At 59.7% G+C, this 26,089-nt stretch carries 25 protein-coding genes; 19 read left to right on the top strand and 6 right to left on the bottom strand.

Going from position 1 to position 26,089, the window contains the following annotated elements; genetic code table 11:
- Positions 1–328: 328 nt before the first annotated feature.
- From KUG43_RS17370 to KUG43_RS12650, 10 genes are all read left to right on the top strand, one after another.
- On the top strand, positions 329–541 hold the full coding sequence (locus tag KUG43_RS17370; RefSeq protein WP_353618041.1) for a hypothetical protein: 213 nt from the start codon (positions 329–331) through the stop codon (positions 539–541).
- A 244-nt stretch (positions 542–785) separates the two neighbouring features.
- Entirely contained in the window at positions 786–2,453 is a 1,668-nt protein-coding gene (locus KUG43_RS12690; RefSeq protein ID WP_216909576.1) for a hypothetical protein, read from the top strand.
- Between the two features lie 37 nt (positions 2,454–2,490).
- Positions 2,491–3,264, top strand: a complete 774-nt coding sequence (locus KUG43_RS12685; protein WP_216909574.1) for a Coq4 family protein — start codon at positions 2,491–2,493, stop codon at positions 3,262–3,264.
- Between the two features lie 304 nt (positions 3,265–3,568).
- Positions 3,569–3,871, top strand: a complete 303-nt coding sequence (locus KUG43_RS12680) for a plasmid mobilization protein (protein WP_216909572.1) — start codon at positions 3,569–3,571, stop codon at positions 3,869–3,871.
- 35 nt (positions 3,872–3,906) lie between these two features.
- Positions 3,907–4,068 (top strand): hypothetical protein, encoded by a 162-nt coding sequence (locus KUG43_RS12675; protein ID WP_216909570.1) that lies wholly within the window; start codon positions 3,907–3,909, stop codon positions 4,066–4,068.
- A gap of 121 nt (positions 4,069–4,189) precedes the next feature.
- Positions 4,190–4,561 carry a nucleotidyltransferase family protein gene (locus tag KUG43_RS12670; RefSeq protein ID WP_216909568.1) on the top strand — a complete coding sequence of 124 codons (372 nt, stop codon included), beginning with the start codon at positions 4,190–4,192 and terminating at the stop codon, positions 4,559–4,561.
- Positions 4,561–5,058, top strand: coding sequence for a ribonuclease toxin HepT-like protein (locus KUG43_RS12665; protein ID WP_216909566.1), 498 nt, complete (start codon positions 4,561–4,563; stop codon positions 5,056–5,058). Before KUG43_RS12670 ends, KUG43_RS12665 begins: the two co-directional genes overlap by 1 nt.
- A 56-nt stretch (positions 5,059–5,114) precedes the next feature.
- Positions 5,115–5,363: a type II toxin-antitoxin system Phd/YefM family antitoxin gene (locus KUG43_RS12660; RefSeq protein WP_216909564.1), complete on the top strand. Its 249-nt coding sequence runs from the start codon at positions 5,115–5,117 to the stop codon at positions 5,361–5,363.
- An 88-nt stretch (positions 5,364–5,451) separates the two neighbouring features.
- Complete coding sequence (locus KUG43_RS12655; protein WP_286194740.1) at positions 5,452–5,700, top strand: type II toxin-antitoxin system VapC family toxin; 249 nt, start codon at positions 5,452–5,454, stop codon at positions 5,698–5,700.
- A 48-nt stretch (positions 5,701–5,748) separates the two neighbouring features.
- A complete protein-coding gene (locus KUG43_RS12650) occupies positions 5,749–7,392 on the top strand; it encodes an ATP-binding cassette domain-containing protein (protein WP_216909562.1) in 1,644 nt (547 codons plus the stop codon).
- Here the strand turns inward: KUG43_RS12650 and KUG43_RS12645 are convergent.
- The 5 genes from KUG43_RS12645 to KUG43_RS17115 form a co-directional block, all read right to left on the bottom strand.
- Complete coding sequence (locus KUG43_RS12645) at positions 7,379–8,236, bottom strand: hypothetical protein (protein ID WP_216909560.1); 858 nt, start codon at positions 8,234–8,236, stop codon at positions 7,379–7,381. The genes KUG43_RS12650 and KUG43_RS12645 overlap by 14 nt on opposite strands.
- Positions 8,233–9,399, bottom strand: a complete 1,167-nt coding sequence (locus KUG43_RS12640; protein ID WP_216909558.1) for a 50S ribosomal protein L11 methyltransferase — start codon at positions 9,397–9,399, stop codon at positions 8,233–8,235. The genes KUG43_RS12645 and KUG43_RS12640 overlap by 4 nt, the downstream gene beginning before the upstream one ends.
- A gap of 83 nt (positions 9,400–9,482) precedes the next feature.
- Positions 9,483–10,295 (bottom strand): class I SAM-dependent methyltransferase, encoded by an 813-nt coding sequence (locus KUG43_RS12635; RefSeq protein ID WP_216909556.1) that lies wholly within the window; start codon positions 10,293–10,295, stop codon positions 9,483–9,485.
- Positions 10,296–10,692: 397 nt separating this feature from the next.
- The gene (locus KUG43_RS12630) at positions 10,693–12,645 is read right to left on the bottom strand and encodes an asparagine synthase-related protein (protein ID WP_216909554.1); all 1,953 of its coding nucleotides are present in this window, start codon (positions 12,643–12,645) and stop codon (positions 10,693–10,695) included.
- The gene (locus KUG43_RS17115; RefSeq protein ID WP_286194739.1) at positions 12,642–13,079 is read right to left on the bottom strand and encodes a lasso peptide biosynthesis B2 protein; all 438 of its coding nucleotides are present in this window, start codon (positions 13,077–13,079) and stop codon (positions 12,642–12,644) included. The genes KUG43_RS12630 and KUG43_RS17115 overlap by 4 nt, the downstream gene beginning before the upstream one ends.
- A 44-nt stretch (positions 13,080–13,123) precedes the next feature.
- Here KUG43_RS17115 and KUG43_RS12620 point away from each other — a divergent pair, with 44 nt between their 5' ends.
- Positions 13,124–13,447, top strand: coding sequence for a PqqD family protein (locus KUG43_RS12620; protein WP_216909550.1), 324 nt, complete (start codon positions 13,124–13,126; stop codon positions 13,445–13,447).
- 14 nt (positions 13,448–13,461) lie between these two features.
- Here the strand turns inward: KUG43_RS12620 and KUG43_RS12615 are convergent, their stop codons facing one another.
- Positions 13,462–14,472, bottom strand: a complete 1,011-nt coding sequence (locus tag KUG43_RS12615; protein ID WP_216909548.1) for a nucleotidyltransferase family protein — start codon at positions 14,470–14,472, stop codon at positions 13,462–13,464.
- A gap of 554 nt (positions 14,473–15,026) precedes the next feature.
- Between KUG43_RS12615 and KUG43_RS12610 the strand changes: the two genes are divergently transcribed.
- From KUG43_RS12610 to KUG43_RS12580, 8 genes are all read left to right on the top strand, one after another.
- Positions 15,027–16,856 (top strand): ABC transporter ATP-binding protein, encoded by a 1,830-nt coding sequence (locus tag KUG43_RS12610; protein WP_216909546.1) that lies wholly within the window; start codon positions 15,027–15,029, stop codon positions 16,854–16,856.
- Positions 16,857–16,905: 49 nt separating this feature from the next.
- On the top strand, positions 16,906–17,847 hold the full coding sequence (locus tag KUG43_RS12605; protein ID WP_216909544.1) for a hypothetical protein: 942 nt from the start codon (positions 16,906–16,908) through the stop codon (positions 17,845–17,847).
- 514 nt (positions 17,848–18,361) lie between these two features.
- A complete protein-coding gene (locus KUG43_RS12600; protein WP_216909542.1) occupies positions 18,362–19,678 on the top strand; it encodes a glycosyltransferase in 1,317 nt (438 codons plus the stop codon).
- 700 nt (positions 19,679–20,378) lie between these two features.
- Positions 20,379–20,666 carry an IS3 family transposase gene (locus KUG43_RS17110; RefSeq protein WP_043325251.1) on the top strand — a complete coding sequence of 96 codons (288 nt, stop codon included), beginning with the start codon at positions 20,379–20,381 and terminating at the stop codon, positions 20,664–20,666.
- Between the two features lie 19 nt (positions 20,667–20,685).
- The gene (locus KUG43_RS12595; protein WP_286194764.1) at positions 20,686–21,549 is read left to right on the top strand and encodes an IS3 family transposase; all 864 of its coding nucleotides are present in this window, start codon (positions 20,686–20,688) and stop codon (positions 21,547–21,549) included.
- 459 nt (positions 21,550–22,008) lie between these two features.
- Positions 22,009–22,785 carry a glycosyltransferase family 2 protein gene (locus KUG43_RS17365; RefSeq protein ID WP_353618040.1) on the top strand — a complete coding sequence of 259 codons (777 nt, stop codon included), beginning with the start codon at positions 22,009–22,011 and terminating at the stop codon, positions 22,783–22,785.
- Positions 22,786–23,657: 872 nt separating this feature from the next.
- Positions 23,658–24,662, top strand: a complete 1,005-nt coding sequence (locus KUG43_RS12585) for a hypothetical protein (RefSeq protein ID WP_216909538.1) — start codon at positions 23,658–23,660, stop codon at positions 24,660–24,662.
- On the top strand, positions 24,659–25,780 hold the full coding sequence (locus KUG43_RS12580) for a glycosyltransferase family 4 protein (RefSeq protein ID WP_353618034.1): 1,122 nt from the start codon (positions 24,659–24,661) through the stop codon (positions 25,778–25,780). The genes KUG43_RS12585 and KUG43_RS12580 overlap by 4 nt, the downstream gene beginning before the upstream one ends.
- Positions 25,781–26,089 lie beyond the last annotated feature (309 nt).

Genomic DNA, 26,089 nt, shown 5'->3' with positions numbered 1-26,089 from the left:
AGACCAGCTCGCGGATCGGGGCGCTGCGCACCGCCACGGCCGAGCTCGACAGCCTGCCGCCCCACTGGCAGGAGCGCATCCGGCAGCGGGCCATCGCGTTGTGAGGCTCGAGCTCTGATGACATCCCTCGATCCCTGGCAGCGGTAACTGAGCGATCTGCAGCTCGATCTGAGCATCGAGCGCGACAAACTCTCAGAGCTGGTTGGCCGTCTGGAGCGGCTTCAAGGCCTCGTGGAGGCAGGCAGCGCCAGCATTGAAACGGTCGACTCGGCTGCCCTTGCGGCTCCAGAGCCTCTACACCGGCGCGGAGCGGTGTCTGCTGTTGATCGTGAGGGTGCTCAACGGGGGAACGCCGGAGGGCAGCGACTGGCATCGGCGGCTGCTGGATCGCATGGCCATTACGTTGACGAACTGGATGCGGATCGGGTGTGCCTGCTGCTCCAGCGGACGATTGCCCTTTGCAGGGGGGGATCGAGGCGGAACTTGCGCGCTTCCAGGAATGGCTGGAGGAACTGCGTACTGCCGCAGACGTGCTGTGTGATGCACCAGCCCCAGCGAGCGCCCTCCGGCGGGCTGGCCCGCCGCGTCGATGCCTTGGTTTAACCAAAGCCTTGCAGCGCATAGTGTTGAATTATTGCCCTGCGTTAAGCCGCCTGCTTCTTCGGCGCATAAGCGGTTAAAACATGGTGAGTGTTCTCTGGGGCTTTCCCGTGGGTCGTCTTCGTCTCCCGTCCGTGGGACTGCTGGGAGCTGTCGTCGCCGTTGTTGCCGCGGGCTCACCCGTCTTGGCCGAGCCCTTTCGCTTCCAGACGGTGGTGAACAATGCCGACCTGATTCCCGGCACCGCTAGCCTGTTCAACGCCTACAACCAGCCCTCGATCAATGCCGCAGGCCTGGTTGTGTTCCGGGCCCGCGGTCGCGGTGGTTCCGGCAGCGGTCAACCCTCCACCGGCATCTTCACCCGTGATCTCCGCGATGCCTCCCTGCCCCGTCCGATCGTGCCGATCGCGGTCCGTGGTGGCCTTGTCCCCGACCCCAACAACACGGGAGCGACCTTCACGGAGTTTCCTTCCTTCCCGCGCATCGATCTGACAGCCTCGGCAACGGTCGGCTTCCGTGGGCAGTCGAGCCCGGTGTGGCGCACCGACGACGGATCGTTCGGCACCTCAGGGATCTACAGCAATCCATCGGGCTTTCTGATCACGGGTGCCAGCCAGCTCGGCGGACTGGCCACCTTCAACTACTTCAGCGTTCCTGCTGCTGGCGGTTCCACGGGCCTGAAATTCGATCAGTTCCCCGGTGCGCCCTCGGTCACCGATAACACGGTGGTCTTCAAGGGCAACTGGACCGATGCCCAGGGGGTGGGCAGAACGGGGGTGTACTTCCGGGATCTGCTCGCCGACGCTGGTGTGGCCCCGGTCCGTTTCATCGCTGACAGCAACACGCCGATCCCGGGTGATTCCCTGAACCGCAACTTCGGCTCCACCGCACCACCGAGCGCCGCCATGAACATGGCCGTGTTCCTCGGGGTTGACAACGAAGAGGCACCCTCGGTCGGGGGCATCTATCTATCATCCCTTTTCGGGGATCCCACCTCCCTCACCTCCCTGGCCAGCATCGGCGGCCTCACCGACCTGACGGATGCCGGGGGCCTCAGAAGCATCGGCGAGGTTCTCTCCTTCAATGGCCGTTCCGTGGCCTACTGGGGGGCCTGGGGCACCGACACCATCACCCAGCAGGTCTCCTGTGCGTCATCCGGCAACGAAGCCCGGCTTCAGTACTGCCAGGAGCAATCCGACAATGCCTCCGTCGGTGGGGTGGGCAACGGGAACTTCCAGTTCGAGGTTCCGCTGAATCAGGGCATCTTCGTCACCGATATCGCCTCGAAGCTCACCAAGTTGATCGCCAGCACCGGCGAGCAGTTCTCCTCCTTCCTGTCCTGGAACTTCTCCGGACGACCGCCTGGGGTCGGGGAAGGAGGGGATGAGGAAGGGGACCAGGAGCTGGCCAGGTGGCGCTCCTCCTCCTTCATGGCTCTCGATGAAGAGGATCTGGCCTTCAAGGGAATCGGTCTGGGGGAAGTGGATGGCGAGGACGACGTCTTCAAGGAGGTGTTTTCGGGTCTCTATGCCGCGAGTACTGATGGGACTTCGGACATTCGCACCATCGTGGAAACGGGCATGGACGGTGGGCTCATCGATCCGGATGCGGCAGGCATCCCGATCGTGGCCGTGGGGCTTGAGCGGGATGGCTACCGCAACGGCCGCATTGCCTTCGCGGCCAGCATGGCGCTCGAAGGCGAAACCGAGGAGGACAGCCTCAGCTGGGCTGGGTTGTACGTCGCTGACGCGGCACCGGTCTCGAACGTTCCGGCCCCGCTTCCAATTCTCGGCGTGGGAAGTGCCTTCGCCGTCGCCCGCCGGATCCGCAAACGGATCAGGTTGCGTTCCTGAGTAGTTTCTCGCCGCTCCCCCGCCGCGCACCGCACCCATGGGATTTCGCTACCTCGATCGGATCGCCACTGAGGAGAACATCCACTCCTTTCTGGAACTCGCCGATCTGGCCGCCGGAGCCGGAGCGTCGGCCAACAACGTCTTCCTGCTTTCCCATCGGCTGCGCCAGTCGCGGCCGATGCAGGTGTGCCGGGCGCTGCTGCAGCGGGACCCGGCCGCGGTGGCCCTGATCGAGCAGCGGCGGCTCAGCGGCCCCTACGACGCGGCCGCCCTCAAGGCCCTGCCGAAGGGCACCCTGGGCCACACCTACGCCACGGTGCTGGAGACGATGGGGTACGACATCAACTTCTTCCCCAAACCCGAGTTCTACGCCAACCTCGAAACCGACGCCGATTACATCAACTACCGCGTCTACGCCACCCACGACATCCACCACATCGTCAGTGGCTTCAGTCTCGACAATTTCGGTGAACTCGGTGTCATCAGCCTGAGCGTGGCCCAGTTCGCCCACCCGGGCCTGGCCTTCACCGATCTGATGGCGCTGCTGCTCAACTGGTTCCGCAACGACACGCCGATCGATGAACTGGAAACCCCGGCCGAGCAGGCCCGCACCGCCGGTTACGCCTTCGGCATGATCAGCAAGGGTCTGCACATCGGCGCCGAGGCCCGGCCGCTGTTTCCGGTGATCTGGGAGGAGCGGATGGAGCAGAACCTGGAGGAGCTGCGGGCCGAGCTGGGCATCGAGGCGGTGACGGAGGGGACCTGCAGCTGGCATGCCAATCCCGCGCTGATCGCGGCGCTGGCTGCCTGATGACCGCGTGAGGCTCTGGATCGCCCTGGCCCGCGAGGCGGGATGGGGGCACACCCTGCTGCTGGCGCCATGCTCCGGCCCAGCCACTGAACATCTCTGCCGAGTGAGATCAGGCAGGTGCCGGGCTGATGCGTGGGTTCGGCCTCACCCCACCGGAGCGGGCCACCATGGGCCAGCGGGCCGAGAGACGATCCCGCCAGCGTTTTGATTTCGTTTCGGTGGCGCCCCCCATGCTGTTGATGCTGAGGGGGAAACGCCTTCGCCCTCTTTTCCATTAGCATGGTCAGCACATGCACAGCTTGCGATGGCCGTTCAGGCCAACCGTTCCACCCGCTCCACAGAGCGCGTGGCCGTCCTGATGACGCCCCAGGAAAAGGAGACGTACACGCAGCGTGCCCAAGCCATGGGTCTGTCCCTCGGACAGTTTTTTCGTCAGGCCGGTGAGGCCTACCGCGCTCCATCGGCGGTTTCAGGCGATGACGCTGTTCTGATCGCCGCCTTGGATCAGATCGAGAGCAGCACGGCTCGGGCCGAGCAGGCACTGGACCAGGCACTGGCGATGGTCCGCGCTTCCAACCTCTCCATGGACCAGGGCCAATCCGCATGAGCGTGACCGATCGGATTCTCGGGGCCCTCACCACCGTGATCCGCATGAACGACCGTGTTGAGCAGATGGCGGTCTTGATGCAAGACCAGCAACGCCGCCTTGAAGCCCTGAACGCCCGCGTGATTCGCCTCGAAACGGTTCTTGAGCTGACACTCCGCCGTGATCTCCCCAGGATCTCTGGAGCGGATGATTCCTGATGGACGCCAGAGTCCATCCGCTTCGTTGCAGCAGCCGTGGGCTCACGGCTCGGCTAGCTGCTGATTCCCGAGGAGCAGGCCGAGGTGTGGGCGGGCTGAGTGGGGTGATTAGGCTCAGTCCATGGTGGTGAGCCCCTCCCAGCGCGAGATCTGGCGCCAGCGCCGGCAGGAAGCGATCGCTTCGGTCCAGGCCCGGGAGCGGGCGGCTCACCGTCTGGCCCTTGAGGCAGCAGCTCTGCTGCGGCAGGGCAGGCCGGGCATCGAGGCCATCTGGCTGTTCGGCTCGGTGGCCGAGGGCCGCTGCCACCGCAGCTCCGACATCGACCTGGCGGTGGCGGGTCTGCCGCCGGAGGCGCTGCTCACCGCCACGGCGGAGCTCGACAGCCTGGCGGCCTCCCGCCAGGATCCAGCCATCCCGATCGATCTGGTGCGCCTGGAAAGCCTGCCGCCCCACTGGCAGCAGCGCATCCGGGAGCGGGCCATCGTGCTCTGATGGCCTCCCTCGATCCGTGGCAGCGGCAGCTGGGCGATCTGCAGCTCGATCTGCGCGTCGAGCGCGACAAGCTCTCCGCTTTGGTGCGCAGCCTGGAGCGCCTCGAAAGCCTCATGGAAGCCGGCAGTGGCAGCAGTGAAGCGATGGACTCGGCGGCCCTGCGGCTCCAGAGCCTGTACACGGGAGTGGAGCGATGTCTGCTGTTGATCGTGCGGGTGTTTAACGGGGGAACACCGGAGGGCAGCGACTGGCATCGCCGGCTGTTGGATCGCATGGCCATCGCCACCGACTCCAGGCCGGCCGTGCTCAGCCCTGCGGTGCGGATGGGATTGGCGGAACTGCTGGCCTTCCGCCATGTGGTGCGTCATCTCTACGCCTACGAACTGGAGGCGGATCGGGTGCGGCAGCTCCTCCAGCGGTCCATCGCCCTCTGGCCGGGGATCGAGGCGGATCTGGAGCGCTTCCAGGCGTGGCTGATGGAGCTGGGCAAGGGGTGAACGGGTGGCACCGCCTCTGCTCTTGGCTAGCTTGGCCAAGGCGTTGCCGGGTTGTCATGCAGGTCAACATGCTCGAAGCGAAAAGCCAGCTCTCGAAACTGGTCAAGGCCGCATTGGCTGGAGAGGACGTGGTCATCGCCAGCCATGGAGATCCCCAGGTGCGGCTGGTGCCCTGCGCTCAGAGCCGTGGGCTGAAGCACCTGGGAGTTCTTGCAGGAGATCTGGCACACCTGGATCGGCCCAGCATCGATGTGGCTTTCAGCCCTGAGGCTGATGCCGAGGTGCAGCGGCTGATGGGCCACTGATGAGGCTGTTGCTCGATACGCAAGTCCTGATCTGGTGGCTGCTGGACGACCAGCCCCTGCGAGAGGACACCCGCGCGCTGTCTGGGAGGTGGCGATCAAGCATCGTCTTGGCAAGCTGCCGCTGGATCCATCGCGCTTTCGCGATCAGAGCCTCAGTGCCGGGGCCACCTTGCTGCCGATCAGCGATGCCCATGTGATCGAAACCGGCTGCCTTCCCGCCATCCACGAGGATCCCTTCGACCGCCTGCTGATTGCCCAGGCCCGCCTTGAAGGCCTGATGGCTGTGTCGTCAGACGCCAACTGGTCGCGCTACAGCGTGGTCCTCCATCCCGCCTGACTCCGGCAGGTCTCCTACGGTCGCTGGGGTTCAGGACGGGATGACCGCGTGAAGCTCTGGATCGCCCTGGCCCGCGAGGCGGGATGGGGGCACACCCTGCTGCTGGCGGGCCTGGCCCTGCTGGCGAGTGTGGTGGAGGTGGCCGGCCTGGGCCTGGCGGTGGGGGTGCTGCTGGGGGCGGGCGGTGCGGCCGGCTTGCCGCTGCCGGCACTTTCGCTGGATCTGCGCCAGCTGCTGGCGCTGCTGGTGGCGCTGATGGCGCTGCGCGGCCTGCTGCAGGTGGGCATCGCCGTGCTCCAGGAGTGGCTGAACAGTGCCCTCACCGACCGGCTGCGCAGCGACCTGCTCAGCCGGGTGCTGTATGCCTCCAGCCTGCGCCTGGAGCAGGTGGGCCGCGGTGAGCTGCTGGGCCTGCTGATGGACGACATCGACACCAGCGTCTATGCGCTGGACCGGGGCCTGCAGCTGCTGCAGAGCCTGATCAGCCTGCTGATCTACGCCGCCGGCGTGGTGCTGGCCGGCCGGGGCCAGGCGGCGCCGCTGCTGCTGGGGCTGGTGGCCGCGGCGTTGGCGGGGCTGGCGCAACGCTCCGGCGCCTGGCAGCTGGGAACACTGCAGACGCGTCTGAATGCGGCGCTGCAGAGCATCGTGGGCGATGGGCTGCATGGCCTCAAGGCGATCCGTGCGGCCACCGCCGAGCCCTGGCTGCTGGGGCGCTTCAGCGAGGCGGCACGCGACTATCGCCGTAATGCCCGCCGCTCACTGCGGCGTGAGGCGGTGTTCGGCGCCCTGCGCGACTGGCTGGTGGTGCTGGTGGTGGCGCTGTGGCTGGGGCTGGGCGGCACGGGGCTGCAGCCGGCGGCGGTGGCCACGGTGCTGCTGCTGGCCTACCGGGCGGCCGGGGCCCTGGGGGGTGTGATCAGCAGCCGTCGCGCCTGCCTGTGGGCGCTGCCGGGCTATCAGGCGCTGCGGGAGCTGCGCGAGCGCCTGGGGACGCCGGTGCTGGCGGCCGCCGCCACCCGGCCGCTGGCGCGCGAAGCGCGGCTGGAGGCGGTGCGCTGGCAGGGCCCGGGCCAGCCGGCGGTGGACCTGCGGCGTGGCGCTTTGGTGGTGCTGGTGGGGCCATCGGGCAGCGGCAAAAGCACGTTGCTGGATCGGGTGGCTGGGTTGCTGGCCGAGGAGGACAGCCAGTGGCAGCTGCAGGTGGCGGGCTCCAGAGCGCCTATAGAGCTGACGGGCAGCGCCGGTGCCGCCGCCTGGCGGACGCTGGTGGCCTATGCGCCCCAGGGGGCAGTGTTGTTTGAAGGAAGCCTGGCGGACAACCTGCTGCTGGGCCGGCTGCCGGAACGAGAAGAACGCGACGAGTTGCTGGCGCCCTGGCTGCAGCGGCTGGGGCTGGAGGCGTTGCTGGGGCGGCCCGAGGGGCTGCATGGGCCGCTCAATCTGGCGGTGGATTGTTTCTCCGGCGGTGAGATCCACCGGCTGGGGCTGCTGCGGGCCTGGCTGCTGGATCAGCCGGTGGAGCTGCTCGATGAACCGACGGCGTTTCTGGATGCCCAGGCGGCGGCCACGGTGCGGCAGCTGGTGCTGGAGCGCAGCCGTGAGCGGCTGGTGCTGGTGGCCAGCCATGACCCGGAGCTGGTGGCGCAGGCGGCGGCGGTGATCCGCCCGGCAGCGTTCACGCGCCGCTGAGGCTGCCCAGATGGCTCACGATGGCGGCCTGCACCTCGGGCAGAAGGCAGTAGTGCCTGGGGTAATCGAGGCGGTAGTGAAAGGGATGGGCGGCCAGGCGGGCCACGTCGTCGAAGTGGGTGGCCAGTCGCGGCTGGTCTTCGATGTCGAGCAGGAAGGAGTGCTTCACCCATTCGATCAGGGCTTGGGCTGGTGCCATGGGTTCGATCGTGATCTCAGAGACCGCCCCCTCGCCGAGGAAAAACACGCACCGGAGAGGTTGGGGCTCGGAGCTGAAGCGCACATGATCCCCGGCTAGAAATCGCGACTTGGACGAATAGGAGATGGCCGGGGACGTGGCGGCATCGGCGGGGATCAGCGCTTCAGAGGAATCGTCCCAGAGGCGGATCGATGGGTGGCTGGGTCGAACGTTGTAACCGCTGGCGGTTGGTTCCAGGAGCAGGCCGTCGTCGGTCAGCAAGGAATGGCCAGCCATGGCGAAACTGGCCGCCAGGGTGGACTTGCCGCGACCGGAATGAGCTGCGAACGCCACCGCACAAGCCTCGAGGGCAAAGGCGCTGGCATGGAACACCAGCTGGCCCTGCGTGCTGAGCAGCAACGGCAGCACCTGGTTGAGGTACAGGTGCTCCATCGTGCTCTGCGCTACGCCCGGCACCGGATGGGCCATAGCGATCTGGGCGTCGTTACTGATCTCGAAGTCGGCCAGGTCCGGGAAGCGCAGCATGTAGCCGCCAGGCCGGCGGTAGAACTCTGTCCAGGTGGAGCCGCCGGGCAGGGTCCATCGATGGAAGGCTGCGTTGGGCTCCGGCTGCTGGAGCCGATGCTGAGCAGCGGTGAGGGTCATCCGTTCGTGGCGGGGCGGTACTTCTCGGCCAGATTGGCGCTGTAGTTCAGCGCGTCCTGGTGCTGGTGGAAGCGCTCGGGAAACATTTCCATCAAAGTTTCGGCAATGGTCCCGAGGGTCGTCTTCCCGTCAATATGCGACAGCACGCAGCGGTCGATCGCGGCGGATGTGTCTGCGGATGGTACGAAATCTGCGGAGCGGCGCTTGAGCGCCTCCAGCGCCACGGGTGTTCCGTAGAAGGTGGATTGACGGAAGTTGGCTTTGAGGTGGTCGCCGCTGCGGGCACGCGTGTCCCAACGCCAGAGGTAGTTGTCATTGACCAGCGTGGCGCTTAAAGCCACTGCCACGTGGTCGCCTTGCTCCAGCCGCACGGGTGCCTGGAAGGGGAAGAATGCCTGGCCGTAGATCAGCTCCAGTTCCCCCGGTCGGTTGGAAAAACCGATGCCATCGGCCAGCTCCGCGTCGAACCAGACCAGAACTCCATGGGCCGTGCCGGGTCGTTCCAGGATCCAGGACAGTTCACCGGAGACGTCAGTCCGTTGGATCGTTTGATAGTCGAGCGTGGCCCAATGGGCTGGCTCGACCAGCAGCTGGTCGGCTTTGGCGTTCAGCTTGCGCCAGGTGTTGACCACCAGCGGCTGGCCTGGGCTCAGGTCCAGCGCATAGGTGTTGCTGAGCCACGGCTCGGTGTAGGGACGGTAGACCTCGGGGACGTCGATCAGCGCCGCCCAGAGCTGGTCGCGAGCGGGGATCAGCACACCACCCGGCGCCAGGAGGCGGCTTCGGGCATCGGCGATGGCGGCGATGTGATGCTGAAAGAGGGGAAGGACTCCCCGCAGGTCGGAGACGATCACGTCGGCGGGGCGCGGCAGGGTGATCGCGGTGGAGAGGGTCTGATGGAAGTGGATGCGATCGGCAAAGCCGTTGGCCGCTGCCATGGTGCGAGCCAGATCGATAGAGGCATCAGGTTCGACCGCATGGACCTCTGCGGCGCCAAAACGGCAGGCGAGCAGTGAGAAAATGCCGGTGCCCGCGCCGATATCAAGTACCACACTGTCCCGACGAACGGCCTGCTGCAGTGTGCGGGCGTAGGGATCCATGCGCTGCCGGTTGTTAACCATATCGCCATAACTGAGAATGTTGTAGCCGGTGGACTTGCCCATCTCTCATCTCTGGATTGAATAGATGCATAAAGCCTATATCAGCCTGAAAAAATCGTGCTCAAGTGCCGTTGAGACTAGGTCTCTCATTGCGCAATGCCAACAGCATGAGCTAATTGGGTGTCCAGTCCAAAAGGCGTATCCAAATAGTGTTTTAAGCGGAACTTGGCTTCCTTCATCTCCGCTTCTATCTCGCTTGCTACGAAAGCATGCTGCATGCAATTGCTAAGCCAATCACCAAGCTCAACAGGATCAGGGCTTAGCCGTATTGTTCGGATGGCTTTCGCTACCATATAAGTTTTGTAATAGAAGGGATCGGACGTCTGACGGTTGAAAAAATCAGATAGAAATAGGGGTGCTCCTTGGCGTACGAATTGTCTGCAGCCCTTCAGGAATAAGGCTCTTCGGGTTCGTCCTGGAATATGGTGATAGAATCCTCGTCCAAGGAATATGGCGTCGTAAACGAATAATTCAGATGTTAGTTCTGGGGGTGCACAGTCGGGTGGAGCGTCCAGCACGCGAGCCTTGAGGCCCAATTCGGCGAGGTGACTTCGGCAGGCTTTCGTGAGTGCCGCACAGAAGTCGAACGCAGTCACAGAAAAGCCTTGTTTGGCAAGTGCTATCGCCTCACGACCACCACCTGCTCCGGCAACAAGTATATAATGTTGGCTTGCAAAAAATTCATCGACGATTTTTTGCTCCCAAGGCCAAAGACCGGCAAGATTATGATCTTTGGACCCAAAGTCGGCTGCCTTTGTGTAGAGTTTGTTGGTGATTCTATTCAGGGAGCTATAGTCATGTAGGCCGAGACGAATGGCATGCCTAAATAGGTTCGCCGTGCCGTGCAAGGAATCAGGATTGGCAAATATGCTTCTGTAGCTCAAGCCGCCCATGCTCAACGCCAGTAAAATTACAAAGTAAGATTATTGGATTGAAGTAGCAAATTATGGGAACGACCAGAGTGAATCGTTAAGGGTTCGTTTCTGAAAGTACCAAAAGCAATAAAATGCAAAGTATCTTTGTGGCACGCCTTTATTTTTGTGAAATGATATTTGCATTTGACTGATACTATCTTGATTTCCCTTGAGGGTTCCGAAGAGCGCTAAGGCCTAGCTATGCACGCGGAAGTTTGGTGGCAGGAGCATTTCCTGGACTCTCTCTCTGATCTCCGGTGCCACTATTGGTGAGCTCGCTGATAGCTCCAAAAACAGAAAGACGTGGTGAGCAATAAGGTTGGAGGTAAGGCGCCTGAGTCAGGCTTTGCTGATTCTCGGTAGAAAGTTTCATTTTGATTTTCTAGTTGATCAGGAGGTTTGGTTTGGGATCTATTTCCCTGGCAAGGGCACGGTGACTTTTTAGCCACCAGACCAAACCCATGTCATCGTAGCTGCTTTCAAGCGGATCTGGATCTGTATGGGGGAAAGGCGAGCGTCGTGCGCTCACGGATGTTGAGAGGTAGCGCGAGAGGAGCATTTGGCCACTTGTCATCCGTGGATCTTTGTCCATCGTGAACCTTCTGATCAGCTCCCTCGTGAAGGCCCAGCCCAGATGCGCCCTACCTGTGCGCCAGCGGACCGAGTCGGGTAGCCGATTGGCCATGGCGCGGCGCAGCACGATCTTGGGCCAGCCGCCTGCGAGCTTCTGTGCGCCTGGCAGGGAGAGACAGAAGGTCACCACCCGCTGATCCAGAAACGGATCACGGGGCTCCACCGCTACGGCGGCGGCGACGCGGTCGTAGCGCTCCCGCCCCACCGTGAGATAGGGGTGGTCAATCGCCCGGGCCCGTTCTTCGGGGTATGTCACCACCACAGGGTCCGACCCGTGCGCCTGGAGCCTTTGCAGGCGCTCAGCCAGCCCGATGCGATCGGCGAAAGTGGGATCTATCCGCGCTTCGCGGATGGTCCGCTCCAGCTGGTGCCGCTGGCGGCCTGGGTCCCGCAGGCGCCGGTAGAGCCGCCGCAACGGGAGCGGCATGAACGCATACCGTGCGGCGCCAACTAATTCCCGCCAGGCGGGGTAGGCACCACCCCAGAACGTCTGCTGCCCCACCGCCTCGCGGTAGGCGTGCCGCCAATGGCCACGCTGAACAAGACGAGCGATGTGGCTGCCCTCGCTGAGCACCACATCTCCAGCCACCCCATCCAACAACACCTTCAGGCCCTTGCGGTGCGCCGCCAGATACATCGCCCGCACCAACGTCATGTGGTTGTCGAAGGGTTCATCCAGCGACAACCCCAGCTCCCCCAGTTCCGGCATCAAGACGTCCAATTGGTCGTACCGAACCAAGGTTGGATCGAGCCCAGGCATGGTGAGCGCCGCGTGGATCGCCCGCGTTTCGACGCAGGTTTCAGGGTCAGGGCCAACGGCGGAGAAGGTGGGCAACGGGGCGCGGCCCTGCTCAGCCAGGATCTCCTTGGCCACGGCCACCACCGAGCCTGAGTCCATGCCGCCGCTGAGCATCGAGCCCACGGGGCCATGGCTGCGCAGGCGGCAACGCACGGCTTCGGTGAACACCTCCAGGAAGGCTTCGGCGTAGGCCTCATCCGATGGCAGCCGTAGTTCTTCGCCTGGCTCCAGGGTCCAGTAGCGGCGGATGAACATCCGCTCCGGCGTCACGCTCACGCAGTGGGCTGGAGGGAGGCGGAACACCTCCTCGAAGAAGGTGCAGGTCTTGTCGATGCCTTCCAGCTGGTTCACCAGAAAATCGGCGATCCGGGCTTCGTTGAGGCGATAGGGCGCCTGCGGCAGCACCAGGATCGCCTTGGGCTCGGAGGCGAAGGCGAAGAACTGGCCCGGGCTGTGGTGGTAATAGAAGGGCCGCAGGCCGAAGTGATCACGGGCGCCGAAGAGTTTCTGGTGGCGGGAATCCCAGAGCATGAAGGCGAAATCGCCCAGGAACTTGTCCAGGCAGGCTTCGCCCCAGGCGAGGTAGGCCTCCAGGATCAGGCCTGCATCGCCTAGCAGATGGGCGCGATCGGCGAGGCCCAGGGCCGCCAGCAGTTCCTCGCGGTTGTCGAGGCGCACGTCGGCGACGATCACGCAGCCGCTGGCGCCATGGCGCACGGGCTGGGGCTCAAAGGCCAGCTCCGGCGTGGTGGTGAGCAGGGTGAGACCCAGGCCTACCGGCCCCTCGCTCCAGAACGCGGTGCGATCGGGCCCGCGACGTTCCAGCAGCGACGCCATGTCGCCCAGTTCGCTGCGCTCGACGGGCTTGCCGTCCTGATTGAACAGCCCGAAGACACCGCTCATGCCTGGGCGGACAGGGGTTGCTCGAAGGGCAGAAAGCGCTCGGCCACATCCTGGGCGTCATTGACCGGATGGCCGGCCACTTCCACCCAGGCGTGGGCCTGCAGCTGTCCTGCGTCCAGCTGCACGCCCAGGCGCAGATCGGCGGGAATGCCGCGGCGGCGCAACAGCCACTGCAGACAGAGCGAGCGGCTGAGGCAGTTATCAGGGGGAAGCACGTAGTGCGCCACCCTGTTCACGAGCTGCCCCATGCGGACGGCGGCGTCAACTTGAGGCGCAAGCGTGCTGCCAACGCGGCCAGGGCCAAGTGTGCATTGGCCCAGCACTTTCACCCGAAGCCAGAACAGCGGCAGCAGCACGGCGCTGCCCAGCACCAGCCGGCGCGAAGGTCCGTCCAGTTCGTGGAAGCGGCCTGCTTTGCGTCGCCAACTGTTCATAACCCTTTACTTTACGGCGGATCCATGGCGCTTCAAAAGCTTCCATGACCTCCGAACCGACGGTTGAGGCCGCTTCGACCAGCTATCGCTTGCAGCTCTCCGACCGCCTCACGGTCCCCACCGAGGTCATGGACCGCCGCGTCGGCGATGAAACCGTGATCCTGCACCTGGCCACGGGCACCTACTACGGCCTGGATCCGGTGGGGGCGCGGATGTGGGAATTGATGGCGTCGAATCAATCCCTGGCCGAGATCCGCGATCAGATGCTGCAGGAGTATGCGGTGGAGGCCGATCAGCTGGAGCGTGATCTGCTCAAGCTGTGCCAGGACCTGCTGGCGCAGGGGCTTGTGGCCTGTGAGGCCTCGTAGGAGAGGATGCCGGATCAGTGGCGCACACCCTTTTCCCAGCCTTCCAGCGCTCGCCTGGCATAGAGCCAGGGCAGTGACCAACCTCCGGCTTCTGGATACTTCGCCAGCATCCAGGCTTTGGAGGGGAACAACAGCCGCCGCAGGTGGTTCAGCCGCGCCCGTTTCCCCCTCATGGTCCGCAGGATCAGCCATTGGGCAGCCAGGGGCCGACCGTTGACCCGCATGATGCCACTGCGCCATTGGCGTTTCCCGGCCTGCTGGAGCTGGTTGAGCAGGGTTGTGTCGACTCCCGTCTGAAAGCGAGCGTTGGCTTCCTGCAGGAAGGTGCCAAGCAGGCCGGCCACACCGAGCTGCATGGCCCGTTGCACCAGCTCATCCCGGGCGGCTTGGTTCAACTGCAGCCAGAGCAGATCACCATCGAGCAGCCATTGGGCCGGTCGATCCTGTCCCACGTGGTGGACGAAGTAGTGGAGCGCTGCATGCAGCAATGCATCACAGGGCCCAAGCCCTGAGGCTGTGAAGCCGGCGATCGTGAAGGGCTGGCGGCGTTCCCAGAGCTCCTCGAAGCCCAGCAGATCGGCGAACACCGGGTTGTTCAGCAGAAGCCAATGCAGATCGATGAGCCGCCTGCCTTCCGAGCCATCGCCCACCCAGAGCTCCTGCGTATCAATGGTGTTGGCCGACAGCGGTGTGATGGGTGCCAGACCCAGGTCCCGCAACACCTGCTCGGCGGCGGAGCGCTGCTCCGGTGGCACGAGCAGGTCGGTGTCGACACGCAGTCGCTGCTCGGGGCTGCCGTAGACGGTGTGCGCCAGCAGCGTTCCTTTCAGAACTAGAACCCGAACCCCAGCCCGCTGCAGGGCTTCGAGAACGCCACGATCCGCGGCGGGGGCATTGCCACTGGGGTGGCCAACGCTGGTATGGCTGCCGAGTTGAACCAGCTCAGGGCTGACAAGGCCCTTGGCCTCCAGCATGGGTAGCGCCGGCAACAGCCTGTTGTCGGCCAGATGGTTCAGTTCGGCCATGAACGAAGCCGCGCCTTTCATGCCCAACGACCCAAACGCAATAGAGCAGAAGGGGGTCCCTTCCCGATTGTTCATCGGCCTCAAATGCTACCTGTGTTGACTCCCCATGCACGGGTCTCTCTTTGGTGGGGCAGGGGGCTCAGCGGATTGGGCCATGTGCTGACATCGGCACAACTTGAAGCCCCCAGCAAAGAAAAGGCTGCTTAAATCTGTCAGTCTTGAGACGCTGTAGCCCTGCTCGCGTCCAGACCCGCAACAAAGCCATTGGTGTTGGCTTTCAACGGATATGTGGCCTGTGCTACTGAAGCTGCTCCAGTTCAGCTTTCACCCTGAAGAGATTCCCTCTTTGGGTCTCAGCCTCCTCATCCCGGTAGGTACGCTCTTCCTGAGTGATGCCTCGCCTGGTTTGGCTGCTGATCTAGGTGTGCATTCGTAGTCCCAGAGCCTCCTCGGCTCCTTGAAGTCCCTTGATCTTCACCCTTGCTCACTTCTGGCTGCACTGCAACAGATGATCTTGGTCAGTCCCAGTTGAATTGATGCGACTTCCCAACCGGTTGAACAGCAAACTGAAGAGCCTGCGTTTGCTGTGGGACTCGCTGACCCCGCGACGGCGACGCCAGCTGCTTGCCTTGCAGGGACTGAGCCTGCTGGCGGCCCTGGGCGAAGTGGCCAACCTGGGGGCGCTGCTGCCGTTCCTGCGGCTGCTGGCCAATCCCCAGGAGGGTCTGAAGGCCCTGGGTCCGTTGGCTTCTCCGCTTAGGGGTCTGCCGGAACAGCACTTGCTGCTGGGGCTTGGTCTGGGCTTCATGGCCGTGGTGGTGGCCAGTTCGCTCCTGCGGGTGGCCACGATCCGCGCCCAGCTGCGGCTTGGCGCGCTGATCGCGGCCGACCTGGGCGAACGGGTGTTCGGTGAGATTCTGCGGCGGCCCTACCCCTGGCACCTGCGCCACAACAGCAGCACCACCCTCGCCCACCTCACCCGGGATGTGGACCAGGTGTTCGGCAGCATCCAGGGCTTACTGGTGCTGGTGGTGAACCTAGCGATCGTGCTGCTGCTGGGTGCTTCGCTGATCGCTTTGGCCCCGGGGGTGATGCTGGTCGTGGCGCTGCTGCTGGGGGGCTTCTATCTGAGCGTTTATCGCTACACGCGCGGGGCGCTGAGGGCGGATGGCATTGCCATGACCACCAACTACCAGGCCACACTGAAGGTGGCCCAGGAGGGCCTGGGGGGCATTCGCGACGTGCTGCTCGATCGCACTCAACCATTCTTTCTGGAGGAGTTTGTACGTGTTAATCGACGCTATCGGGCCGCCGGTGCTTCGATCAACATCAAGGCCCAGGTGCCCCGCTACCTGATCGAAGGATTTGCGGTTTTGCTGATCGTGGGCCTGTCGCTGAGCCTGGCCCTGGCGGGGCAGGGGGTAGATCAGCAGTTGCCCCTGCTCGGCACCCTGGCGCTCGGGGCCTACCGGTTGCTGCAGCCCCTGCAGCAGTGCTTCAACTCCCTGAGCGGCTTGCTCGCCAATCAAGCCTCGCTGCTGCGGCTTGAACCCTTTCTGAGGTCTGCAGCGGAAGGCCACACCCTCCAGCTAGCCGACAGTTCGGATCACAGGTCAGTGGCTTTGACCGCCGGCTTCCGAGAACCCCTGTTGCAGCTGGAGCAGCTGAGCTTTCGGTACAGCCCGGAGGGGCCCTGGGTTTTGCGTGATCTGGAACTGACTGTGCGGCGAGGCGAGCGGATCGCCTTTGTGGGCAGCACTGGCAGCGGCAAGAGCACCTGCAGTGATCTCATCCTGGGCCTGCTGGCGCCCAGCCAGGGGAAGGTGCTGCTGCAGGGGCAGGATCTGCAGGCCACGCCAGGCCTGGTGGAGGCCTGGCGCTCCCAGGTTGCCCATGTGCCGCAGCAGATCTACCTTTGTGATGCCAGCTTTGCGGCCAACATCGCTTTCGGCATTCCTTCCGATCGGATCGACCAGGAACGGGTGCGGCAAGTGGCTGAGCAGGCCCGCATCGCCGAATTGATCGAAGGGAGCCCTGAGGGTTATGGCACTGTGGTGGGGGAGCGGGGCGTGCGATTGAGCGGTGGGCAGCGGCAGCGGATTGGTATTGCCCGGGCGCTTTACAAGGAGGCCGAGCTGCTGGTGCTGGATGAGGCCACCAGTGCCCTCGACAACCGCACTGAAGCGGAAGTGATGGAGGCGATTGACGCGTTGGATCGCCGGCTCACGGTGGTGCTGATCGCCCATCGCCTGACAACGGTGCGGAACTGTGACCGGATTGTGCTGCTCGAGCAGGGCTGCATCAGCGCCATGGGCAGCTATAGCGATCTGGAGAGCAGGGACGCCAGCTTCCAGTCCCTCATCAAAACGCCTCTTCCCGAATGAGCTCAGAGTTCGTGTTTGTTGACTTGCTCTCTGCTGTGGAACGAAGCCTGTGAAGATCGTTGTAACCCTGGCAGAAGGAAGCTATTTCCTTGGAGCTTGCGTGCTGTTCAATAGCTTGTTGGCGCATGGATTTGAGGGGGTCTTTGTGGCCGGCTGCCGCAGCCTGGAGGATGTGCCGGCTGGCCAGAGAGCGGCGATTGAAGCGTTTCGTAACAGGGATGCTCAGAATTGCTCTGCGCGGTGGGATTGGTGCTGCTTGGAAACCTCCTGGCATTTCACCAACTACAAGCCACGGTTCATGCAGGAGGTACTGGAGGCTTATCCGGAGTGCAGCTCCATTGTCTATCTGGATCCAGACATCGTGGTATGTGCCCCATGGCAATGGATCGAGGCCGCTACCGTCTACGGGCCTGTGGTTGCAGCAGACACCAACTGGTGGCTTCCTGCTGGGCACCCCATCCGCCATGAGTGGAAGCAGCTGATCGAGCAGTCGGGTCGTGGCTGCGAGCAGAGTTTCGATCTCTACTTCAATGGCGGGCTCCTCGGCATCCAGCGTCGTGATCGTGCGTTTCTTGAGCTCTGGCATCACATCATCGAGGAGTTTGGTGCCAGTACCAATCCTTTGGATGCCAAGGGCGATATCGGTGCTTGGCGAAGGGGGGGGCGATGGAATGCAATGCATACCCCTGATCAGGATGCCTTGAATATTGCAGCCATGGCATGGCACCAGCCACTAAGTACGTTCGGGCCCGATCTGATGGGATTTTCTGGCGGCTGGATTGGCCTACCTCACGCCATTGGGTCGGCCAAGCCCTTGAGAAGGCATTATCTTCGCGAAGCCCTGGCTGGCCGGCCTCCTCGGCGGGCAGATAAGGAGTACTGGGATTGCGCAAATTCACCGATTGCCGTGTATTCAGATCTAAGGATCAAGACAAAAAAGTACACCATTGCACTGGCCTCACTTGTCGGCCGAGTTTACAGCAGAAGGTAGAATGCTTTCTAGAGTCAGCCACAACGACAATCGATTCTAGAGCACCCAGCCGTATCTCATCCGATCGCGAACTACACCATTGGCAGTGCTGCAATTCGCAGTTGCCAGCTGGGTCTTTGAGGTCTGACACATAATCTTCGACATCCAACAGCATGAATGCGCTTAGCCCTATCAGGGGAAAGGAACTGGGCCAAGGATCACATTATTGTAAATGGGGTTCATTCTGCTGCGCCGGGCAAAGTTCATCTCAGCTTTGCTTGGAATCCTTGAAGTGATGCACAATTTCGCGGCCTTGCTGAAGATGGTCATGTGACAACCGGAACCAATCATCGGCTAAGATTTTCAATTATTCCCTTCAGTAGTAAGCCGTGGGCTTCAGACAACTCATGGACCCCGGCTGATCTCTGCTCACACTTCATGCTAGACGGAGCCTCTGGGGGCAGCGCGCTCAACTGGCTGTGGCTCATCCCTTGCACTAACCGTGCAAGTTTATTCATGCAATCAGAGTGGTCGATTGAACATTCTTCACCTCAGCTCCTCCGACATCTCTGGAGGCGCCCCCCGCGCCGCGTACCGCATCCACCGCAGCTTGGTAGATCACGGCTACTCCAATGGGCTGCATTCGCAGATGCGGGTGATCAACAAGCTGTCGGACGACCCCACTGTGATCGGTGGCCAAGGCGCCGAGTGGCGCAGGCTTCTGCGTGGCGTGGCCCGACAGGCCTGCCGCCGCGGCTTCAGAAGTGGTAATCCAACGCGGCACTCGATTGCTTGGCCCGCCACCGGCCTAGGCCGCGATTTGCAGCAGCGCCACCGCAAGGGCCATGCCGATCTCGTGAATCTCCACTGGTTGGCCGATTCAACTCTCTCAATTGAGGAAATCGGTCGCCTGCCCATGCCCCTGGTGTGGACCCTGCATGACCAGTGGGCGTTCTGTGGCGCAGAGCACTACACCAGCCCGCCTGGACCCAATGAGTCATCTAGCAGTGATCAGCGCTTCGTGCTGGGGTACAAACCATCCAACCGGCCGCACCACGAATTCGGCCCTGACCTTAATCGCTTCACCTACCAGCGCAAGCGTCTTCATTGGCGCCGTCCGATCCAGATTGTATGTCCAAGCAAGTGGCTAGCTGACTGTGCCCGTCGCAGCGCACTGATGGCCCGCTGGCCGATCACGGTAATTCCCTATCCGATCGATCTGGCCACCTGGTCCCCGCTTGATCAGAGCCAAGCTCGCGCCCTTTTGCAATTGCCGCTGGATAGACCGCTCGTGCTGTTCGGTGCAATGGGCGGCACTGCTGATCCTCGTAAGGGGGCTGATTTGCTGCTGAACGCTTTGCAACGGCTGCGCTCCCAACTGGCCGGGACTCCGCTGGAGAAACTTGAGCTGGTGGTGTTCGGCCAAGGCCGGCCTACCCAGCCGCCCGATCTCGGCTTCCCTATCCACTACAGCGGCCGCCTGCACGACGACATCAGCCTCCGCCTGCTCTACGCCGCTGCCGATGTGTTCATCATCTCCTCCCGCCAAGACAACCTCCCCAATACCGGCCTAGAGGCCCACGCCTGCGGCACCCCCGTGGTGGCCTTCCGTACCGGTGGCCTGGTCGACATCGTGGATGACCGCATCACTGGGGTGTTGGCCGAGCCATTTGATCCCGTGTCCTTGGCTACCGCCATCAGCTGGGTCCTTGAGGACCCGCGGCGCCGTCGCCAGTTAGGTTTTGCTGCGCGTGCCCGTGCCGAGCAGCGCTGGAACCCAGAAAGAGTGGCGAGCCTCTACCAGTCTTTGTACGGTGATCTTTTGGGGATGCAACACAGCAACCCTCGCTAGGCCACAATACCCGAAGGGCTGAAATGATAACACTTGTTGCTAACGAGCGTCTCTAGAACTCTGCACTTTCTGTTGCGTGTAGTCCTCTAGCTCTATTGCAATGTCCAGCATGGCTACGGCTTACGCCTGCCTTTTACTAGTTCGTGTTGGCTGAGATCGGTCTGGCGGTGGTATAGCTGTTTACCGATTGCCTGGTGATTACGCTGATTCCAGCGAGAAGTGAAACCAGCGAATGCAGCAATGAGCTCGTACTTCATCTTCGGTGCTAGGCAATCACTTCTCGCCATCGTCGTAGTTGTTGCCTCTTAGCCCAGTTCTTGTGGTGAAACTAGCTAGCGCCAGCAACGAAGAGCCGCTGGGCTCACTGCTCTGCGGTGCAAGATGGCGGCTTACCTGTCCAGTGGCTTGTGGCTTGGATAGCATTGGCTGCTATCGAACATGTGGTGGAGGTTTGGAGGTTCAGCGGTAATCCCCAGTGCTTTGAGAAGTTCAAGGGGTTGGCAAGCCGCGACGAGTACCCTTGCTCCAGTTGCTTCTTGCCGAGATCCTGGCATCGTGATGCTTGAGCCGCTGCAGAGGGCTGATCTCCCAAATGCTCTCATCGATGCTGGCGAATGCCTGAGGTGGTCTGGTTTTTCTGGACAGGGTCCATCGTTAACCTGTGAGGCGGGGCACCGCCCCTGAAAGGGGGCTCCCATCGATGAGCAAACGCCGCACCCATAGCCCCGAGTTCAAGGCCAAGGTCGCCATGGAGGCGATCAGTGGCCGCAAGACGCTCCAGGAGATCGCCGCTGATCATGCGGTGCACCCGATCCAGGTGAGCCAGTGGAAGAAGCAACTCCTTGAGGGTGCCAGCGACCTGTTTACCCGGGGCAAGAAGACGCAGGCTAAGGACGAGAGCCAGGCCAAGGAGGCTGAGCTGTTCCAGCAGATCGGCAAGCTTCAGATGGAGCTGGAGTGGCTGAAAAAAAAGTCTCAACTGCTCTAATGCCCGTGAACGTCGCCAACTGGTTGATCATGCCCACCCTGATCTCACGGTCAGCCGTCAATGTGAGCTGCTGGGCCTGCCTCGATCCACGCTGTATTACCGGCCGGTGCCGGTGCGTGACTCCACGCTATGGATCATGGCCAGGATCGATGCCTTCTACCTGGAGGATCCAACCGCGGGCAGCCGGAGGATGGTGCAGTATCTGGCCAGAGACGGCATCCCGATCAGCCGTGACCGTGTCCGAAACCTCATGCGGCGCATGGGATTACGAGCGATCTTCCAGAAGCCCCGCACCACGATGCCGGGCGAACCATCAGAGCGCTTTCCCTGCCTGGTGGACCTCAAGCTGCTCACAGCTCCAGATCAGGTCTGGGCGACAGATATCACCTACATCCCACTGCGGAAAGGTTTCCTTTGCCTGGTGGCGGTTGTGGATCTGTTTTCCAGGCATGTGCTCAGTTGGAAGCTCTCCAACAGCCTTGACACTGAGTTCTGTCTGGAGGCTCTGGAGATGGCCCTGGCCAATGGCCACAAGCCCCAGGTCTTCCACTCCGATCAGGGCTGTCAATTCACCTCGTCAAGCTTCGTTCAACGCCTCAAGGCAGAGAAGCTCCAGATCAGCTGGTCCGGCCGTAGACGCTGCTACGACAACATCCTGGTGGAGAGGCTGTGGCGCACCGTCAAGTACGAGGAGGTGTGCCTGCGTGCCTACAGCGATGGCTGGGAAGCAGAGATCAGCCTGGCCCGCTTCTTCTGGAGGTATGGCCATGTAAGACCACACAGGGCACTGGGAGGCAAAACTCCCCAAGAGGTCTACACTGAAACCAAACCCTGTTCCTCCCGTCCTAGGTTAACGATGTCAGGGGCCGAATCTGTCCAGTAAAAGGCACCCACCTCAGCCTCCATGAACACCCCATGGGCTCAGATCATTCTCGCCTCTGAGATTGCCGATGAATATCCCGTTCTGGGTATCGCCACTCCTCATTGCGCAGCGCCGTTGTAATTGCTTCGGTTTGCCATTTATCAGCTCAAATTTGGACTTTATACATTGGTTGGTAAATCTTGTCGATTCCTCCATTTACCAGCAATGTCACTTCTTATCGAGTTACCAGCTCACAGGATCGCCAGAGTAGCCAAGAAAATGGCTGGGGGCTATAATATCTTCTGCGCTAAATTCTTTACTACTAATGTCGATCTCCTGGTTCATTGGCATACCACGTCTAAACCTAGATCAACGAAATCAGAGTGCGTATCAAGATATGACACAAAGTGGACATAGAACTACAGTCTTCTTTGGCCAACTGATCTTTCCCAGCGGGAGCGAACTTACTTGAAAGACATCGTGCCTAAAGAGCCATTCTTCTCGATTGTTACGGTAACAAAAAATGCAGAGCACACGATTGAGCGGTGTGTCGAGAGTGTCTACACTCAGAAGTTTCATGACCTAGAGCATATTATCATTGATGGGCTCTCTGAAGACAGAACTATTGACCGCATTCGTTGTTATCTTGACTCTGCTGGATGCCGAATTTCTCATGTGATATCCGAGAAAGATGCTGGGATATATCAAGCAATGAATAAGGGCCTTTTGTTGGCAAAGGGAAAATGGGTATACTATCTTAATGCTGACGACTATCTATTCGACAGCAATGTTCTGGCTAATATCTATTCTATTCTAGTGACCGAGACATGTGATGTACTGTACGGTCGCTTATTGTGTTATGACCATACTAATGGAAACGCATCACTCCATGCTCCTCGAAAAATTAACATCTACAGACTAATGAGTGGCGGGCTTTACCAGCAGGCATGGACTTTCCGAAGGGATTTCACCTCCAAGATAGGTGGATTTGATGAAGGCCTTAGAATCTGTGGTGATATAGATTTCCTTATGCGGCTAGTTCGAGCAGATGCAAGAGTGTCAGTCTCTGCAATTATTCTAAGTGTCTTTAGGCGAGGTGGAGCATCCTCGGATTTCTCAGCAGTTAAATCAGAGCATAAGCTTGTAGAGAGGCGTTACTGTAGTTCGCTAACTCGCTTTGGATTTAAGCTTTGGCGTAACACTATTAGATTCGGAGTAAGCATTATGAGATCTCTTGGTCAGAACGTAACTGATTAAAATAGCTAATGCGGTCATATCATTGCAACGTGTCACTCTTCAAGATTCTTAAGGGGCTGCAGTGGCATGAAACAATCCATTCGCCTAACCTCTTAGGAAGCAGACTTAGTCGAGATTAAGTGGAGTTATTCTCTTATCGCTATTCGTTTTAGTCTGTATACATCGATATGGTAGTAGTGAGACACTGCTCTAGGCTGGCAGTATAGAGCTTATGACTAGTTGCCACCAGGCGCCATTGTTGAGTCTCCTGCATTAGTCCCTTGGTTAAGGCATTTCATTGAACCCATGGGGCAGTGTTCTTAGCCTATTTACAAAATTGCCTGTTTAGCAAAAGATATCTCATAACTTTCACTTAGCTGAGCAAGCTTAAGCGATGTTTCTGGCATACCAAGTAGTTCTAAACTCTAGTAAGAATTGATAACAGCTTACTTCTAGGCCCAAGACTCGCGCACGCTCCCATTCTCTATAGAAGGATCTGATTTGGGAATATTGAAACAAAAGACTTCCTCAGCTGTCTTATGAACTTATCGATCTGTATTGCTTCCTCCCTTCAAATATCTTTCTGGCTTGATTATAATATTATGCTATCCGTAGGTTTGAACTTGAAGGCACTGTCCAAGTCACTTAAATCTGATAGAGTTTTTGATTAGACTATAGTGGCTATCTCAATGCAAAATTGCAAGAATCAGAGTTCTGATACGTCTAATCTCAGCATAGTATTTCTTTGCGGTAGTCTAGAAAATGGTAGAGATGGCTTGGGCGACTATACCCGAAGGCTGGCTTCGCATCTAATTGCTCAAGGATGCCGAGTCTCCATCATTGCCATCAACGATCGTCATCTATGGTGCTCTCAGACTAAGCATCCAGCATTGATGCCGGAGCTTCATGAATGTCATGGCCAGAAGGTGCCTGTTCTCAGGCTCTCCTCCATGCTTTCTTGGAGACACAGGCTTAGTGTAATTCAATCTACTCTTGAGAAACAAAGCGTGCAATGGATAAGCCTGCAATATGTACCCCACGCATATAGCATTAAGGGCGCTCCTGTCTTATTGCCTTGCTTCCTGAAGTTCCTCAAGGGTAATCATCGCTGGCATGTGATGTTTCATGAGTTATGGGGTGTAAAAAGGAATCAACGGCCAGTGATCCGCAGCCTTGTCATTACTTTGCAGCGTGGGATTCTGATGGCTCTAAATCGTGTATTGCCAATATCTGTTGCGCATACGTCAAATAACCAGTGGCGTCATCAACTTGCAGGTGTAGGCGTTACTGCCCATATCTTACCATTGATTTCAAATATTCCTGTGTTCCCCATTGATTCCTCTGCTAGAGGTGAACTTCTGTCCAATTTCGGGATTGCTGAGCTTGACTCTAGGGTTTTAATCCTTACTTTCTTTGGCTCAATCCGTTTGGATTGGGCCTCCATGGGGTTGGTTGATCGCGTTCAGAATATGCTATGCCGATCACCATGGTCCACTGCCATATTCATTTCTGTGGGACGAGCTGGTTCTTTCGGTGAGCACATCTTGCGTAGAATGGAGGACAAAGCTTCTAGGCAGTGTCATTTTATTCGGCTGGGAGAGCTATTGCCTGAGCAGATCTCGCAGACTTTGCATATGAGTGATGTTGGGATTTCCATGAACGACATTGAGCAAGTTGGAAAGAGTAGCTCCGTTGCTGCCATGGTTGACCATGGCCTTCCTGTGATTCTTCCGGCCAGCCCTAACGGCTACTCTGCATACAATGACTCGCGTTTAAAGACTATCCCTTTTGATGACCATTTCGAATCTACTTTGCTTGCCTCTCACAAGACTGAACCAATTGATTCTGTGCATAGTATTTCAGACGCTCTTGCCAATGCACTCTATGGCTCTTTATGAACATTCTCATGACTGCCCATCGATTTTCACCTGATGTGGGTGGCATTGAAATCAAATCAGAGCTGCTTGCACGTATCTTTTCTGAAAAGGAGCACGACGTTGTTCTCGTTACGCAATCGCTCGTCTCTTCTTTGGCCCCAAAGGACGATTATCCATTTTGTGTTGTGAGGCAGCCTTCGTTCTCACGGCTCGCGTCTCTATATTGTTGGGCTGATGTGGTCCTTCAGGTGAATATTGAGGTGAGAACTCTGTGGCCTCTTCTATTCTTTCCAAGGCCTATCGTCATTGGCATTTGTACTTGGATTACTGGATCGAACGGCAGTATCAGACTTATTGATATGGTTAAGCGCTGGATCCTGAGAAGGTCTACGGCTTCGATAGCCATTAGTGAGGCAATCCGTAGGAGCTCTTGCGAGGGTTCACTTGTGATTGGTAATCCGTATCGGAGCGAGCTGTTTAAGTGCTTCCCAGGGCTTGATCGGCAACGAGACTTTGTATTCGTTGGTAGGATGGTCTCAGATAAGGGTGTGGACCTTCTCCTTCATGCCTTTGCAGTCCTAGTATCGAATAGAAATATACTTCGTGAGGCTCAGGCTCAAGCTATCGGCGAACAACTGACCTTGACGCTAATCGGCGATGGACCTGAAATTCTTAGTCTTCATCGTCTTGTCAATCAACTTGGCATTTCTATGAATGTTTCCTTTGTCGGCACACTTAAGGGAGAGAATCTTGCTCACTGTCTGAACCAGCACCGTGTGCTCGTGGTTCCATCTAGATGGGATGAACCTTTTGGGAATGTTGCTCTTGAAGGGGCGGCTTGTGGTTGCATTGTGGTGGGCTCCGATGGTGGAGGCCTTCCTGATGCCATCGGGGATGGAGGTATCCTCTTCATTTCTGGAAGCTTAGAGGATCTTGTTTCAAAGCTCCAAATGGCATTGACCTTGTCGGACCATGAGAGATTTTGCATGCGTAGTCGGTCCAAGACTCATCTCCAGCGCCACACAGAGCAGCATGTTGCCGCACAGTATCTCGCCGTGCTTAAAGAGGCAGTCTCTGTCTATCCAGGAAAGGTCTCCAGCCACTTTCTTATTGATGAGGGGCAATCCTTGCCATGCTGATGTGGACGTTACCGGTGTGATCCGATGGCTTCGATTCAATGGCCGATGAGCATCGAATGCTGGCTCCTGGTTTCGCATTCAACCGGCATGTGTAGCGGCATCTAGATATTGCTTGGATTCGCTCTAGCTGCCTTGCCAGATGACATCATCGCCACTTTATCAGTTTTGTTTGATATGCATCTTGCTGGTATCTGTTGGTGGTAGTGAGTCCAGCCTCTCCAGCAGTCCACTGACTCTTCAGACCTGAAACTCTTAGCAAGGTGAATCCTTTTGCCAGCATATCTGATGAATGTTGCAAATTGTAGAGCT

It is taken from the genome of Synechococcus sp. CCY 0621, from assembly GCF_019038465.1.
GTDB lineage: Bacteria > Cyanobacteriota > Cyanobacteriia > PCC-6307 > Cyanobiaceae > Cyanobium.
Note: the sequence above shows the minus strand (reverse complement) of the source record. Positions and strands in the feature narration are given on the sequence as shown.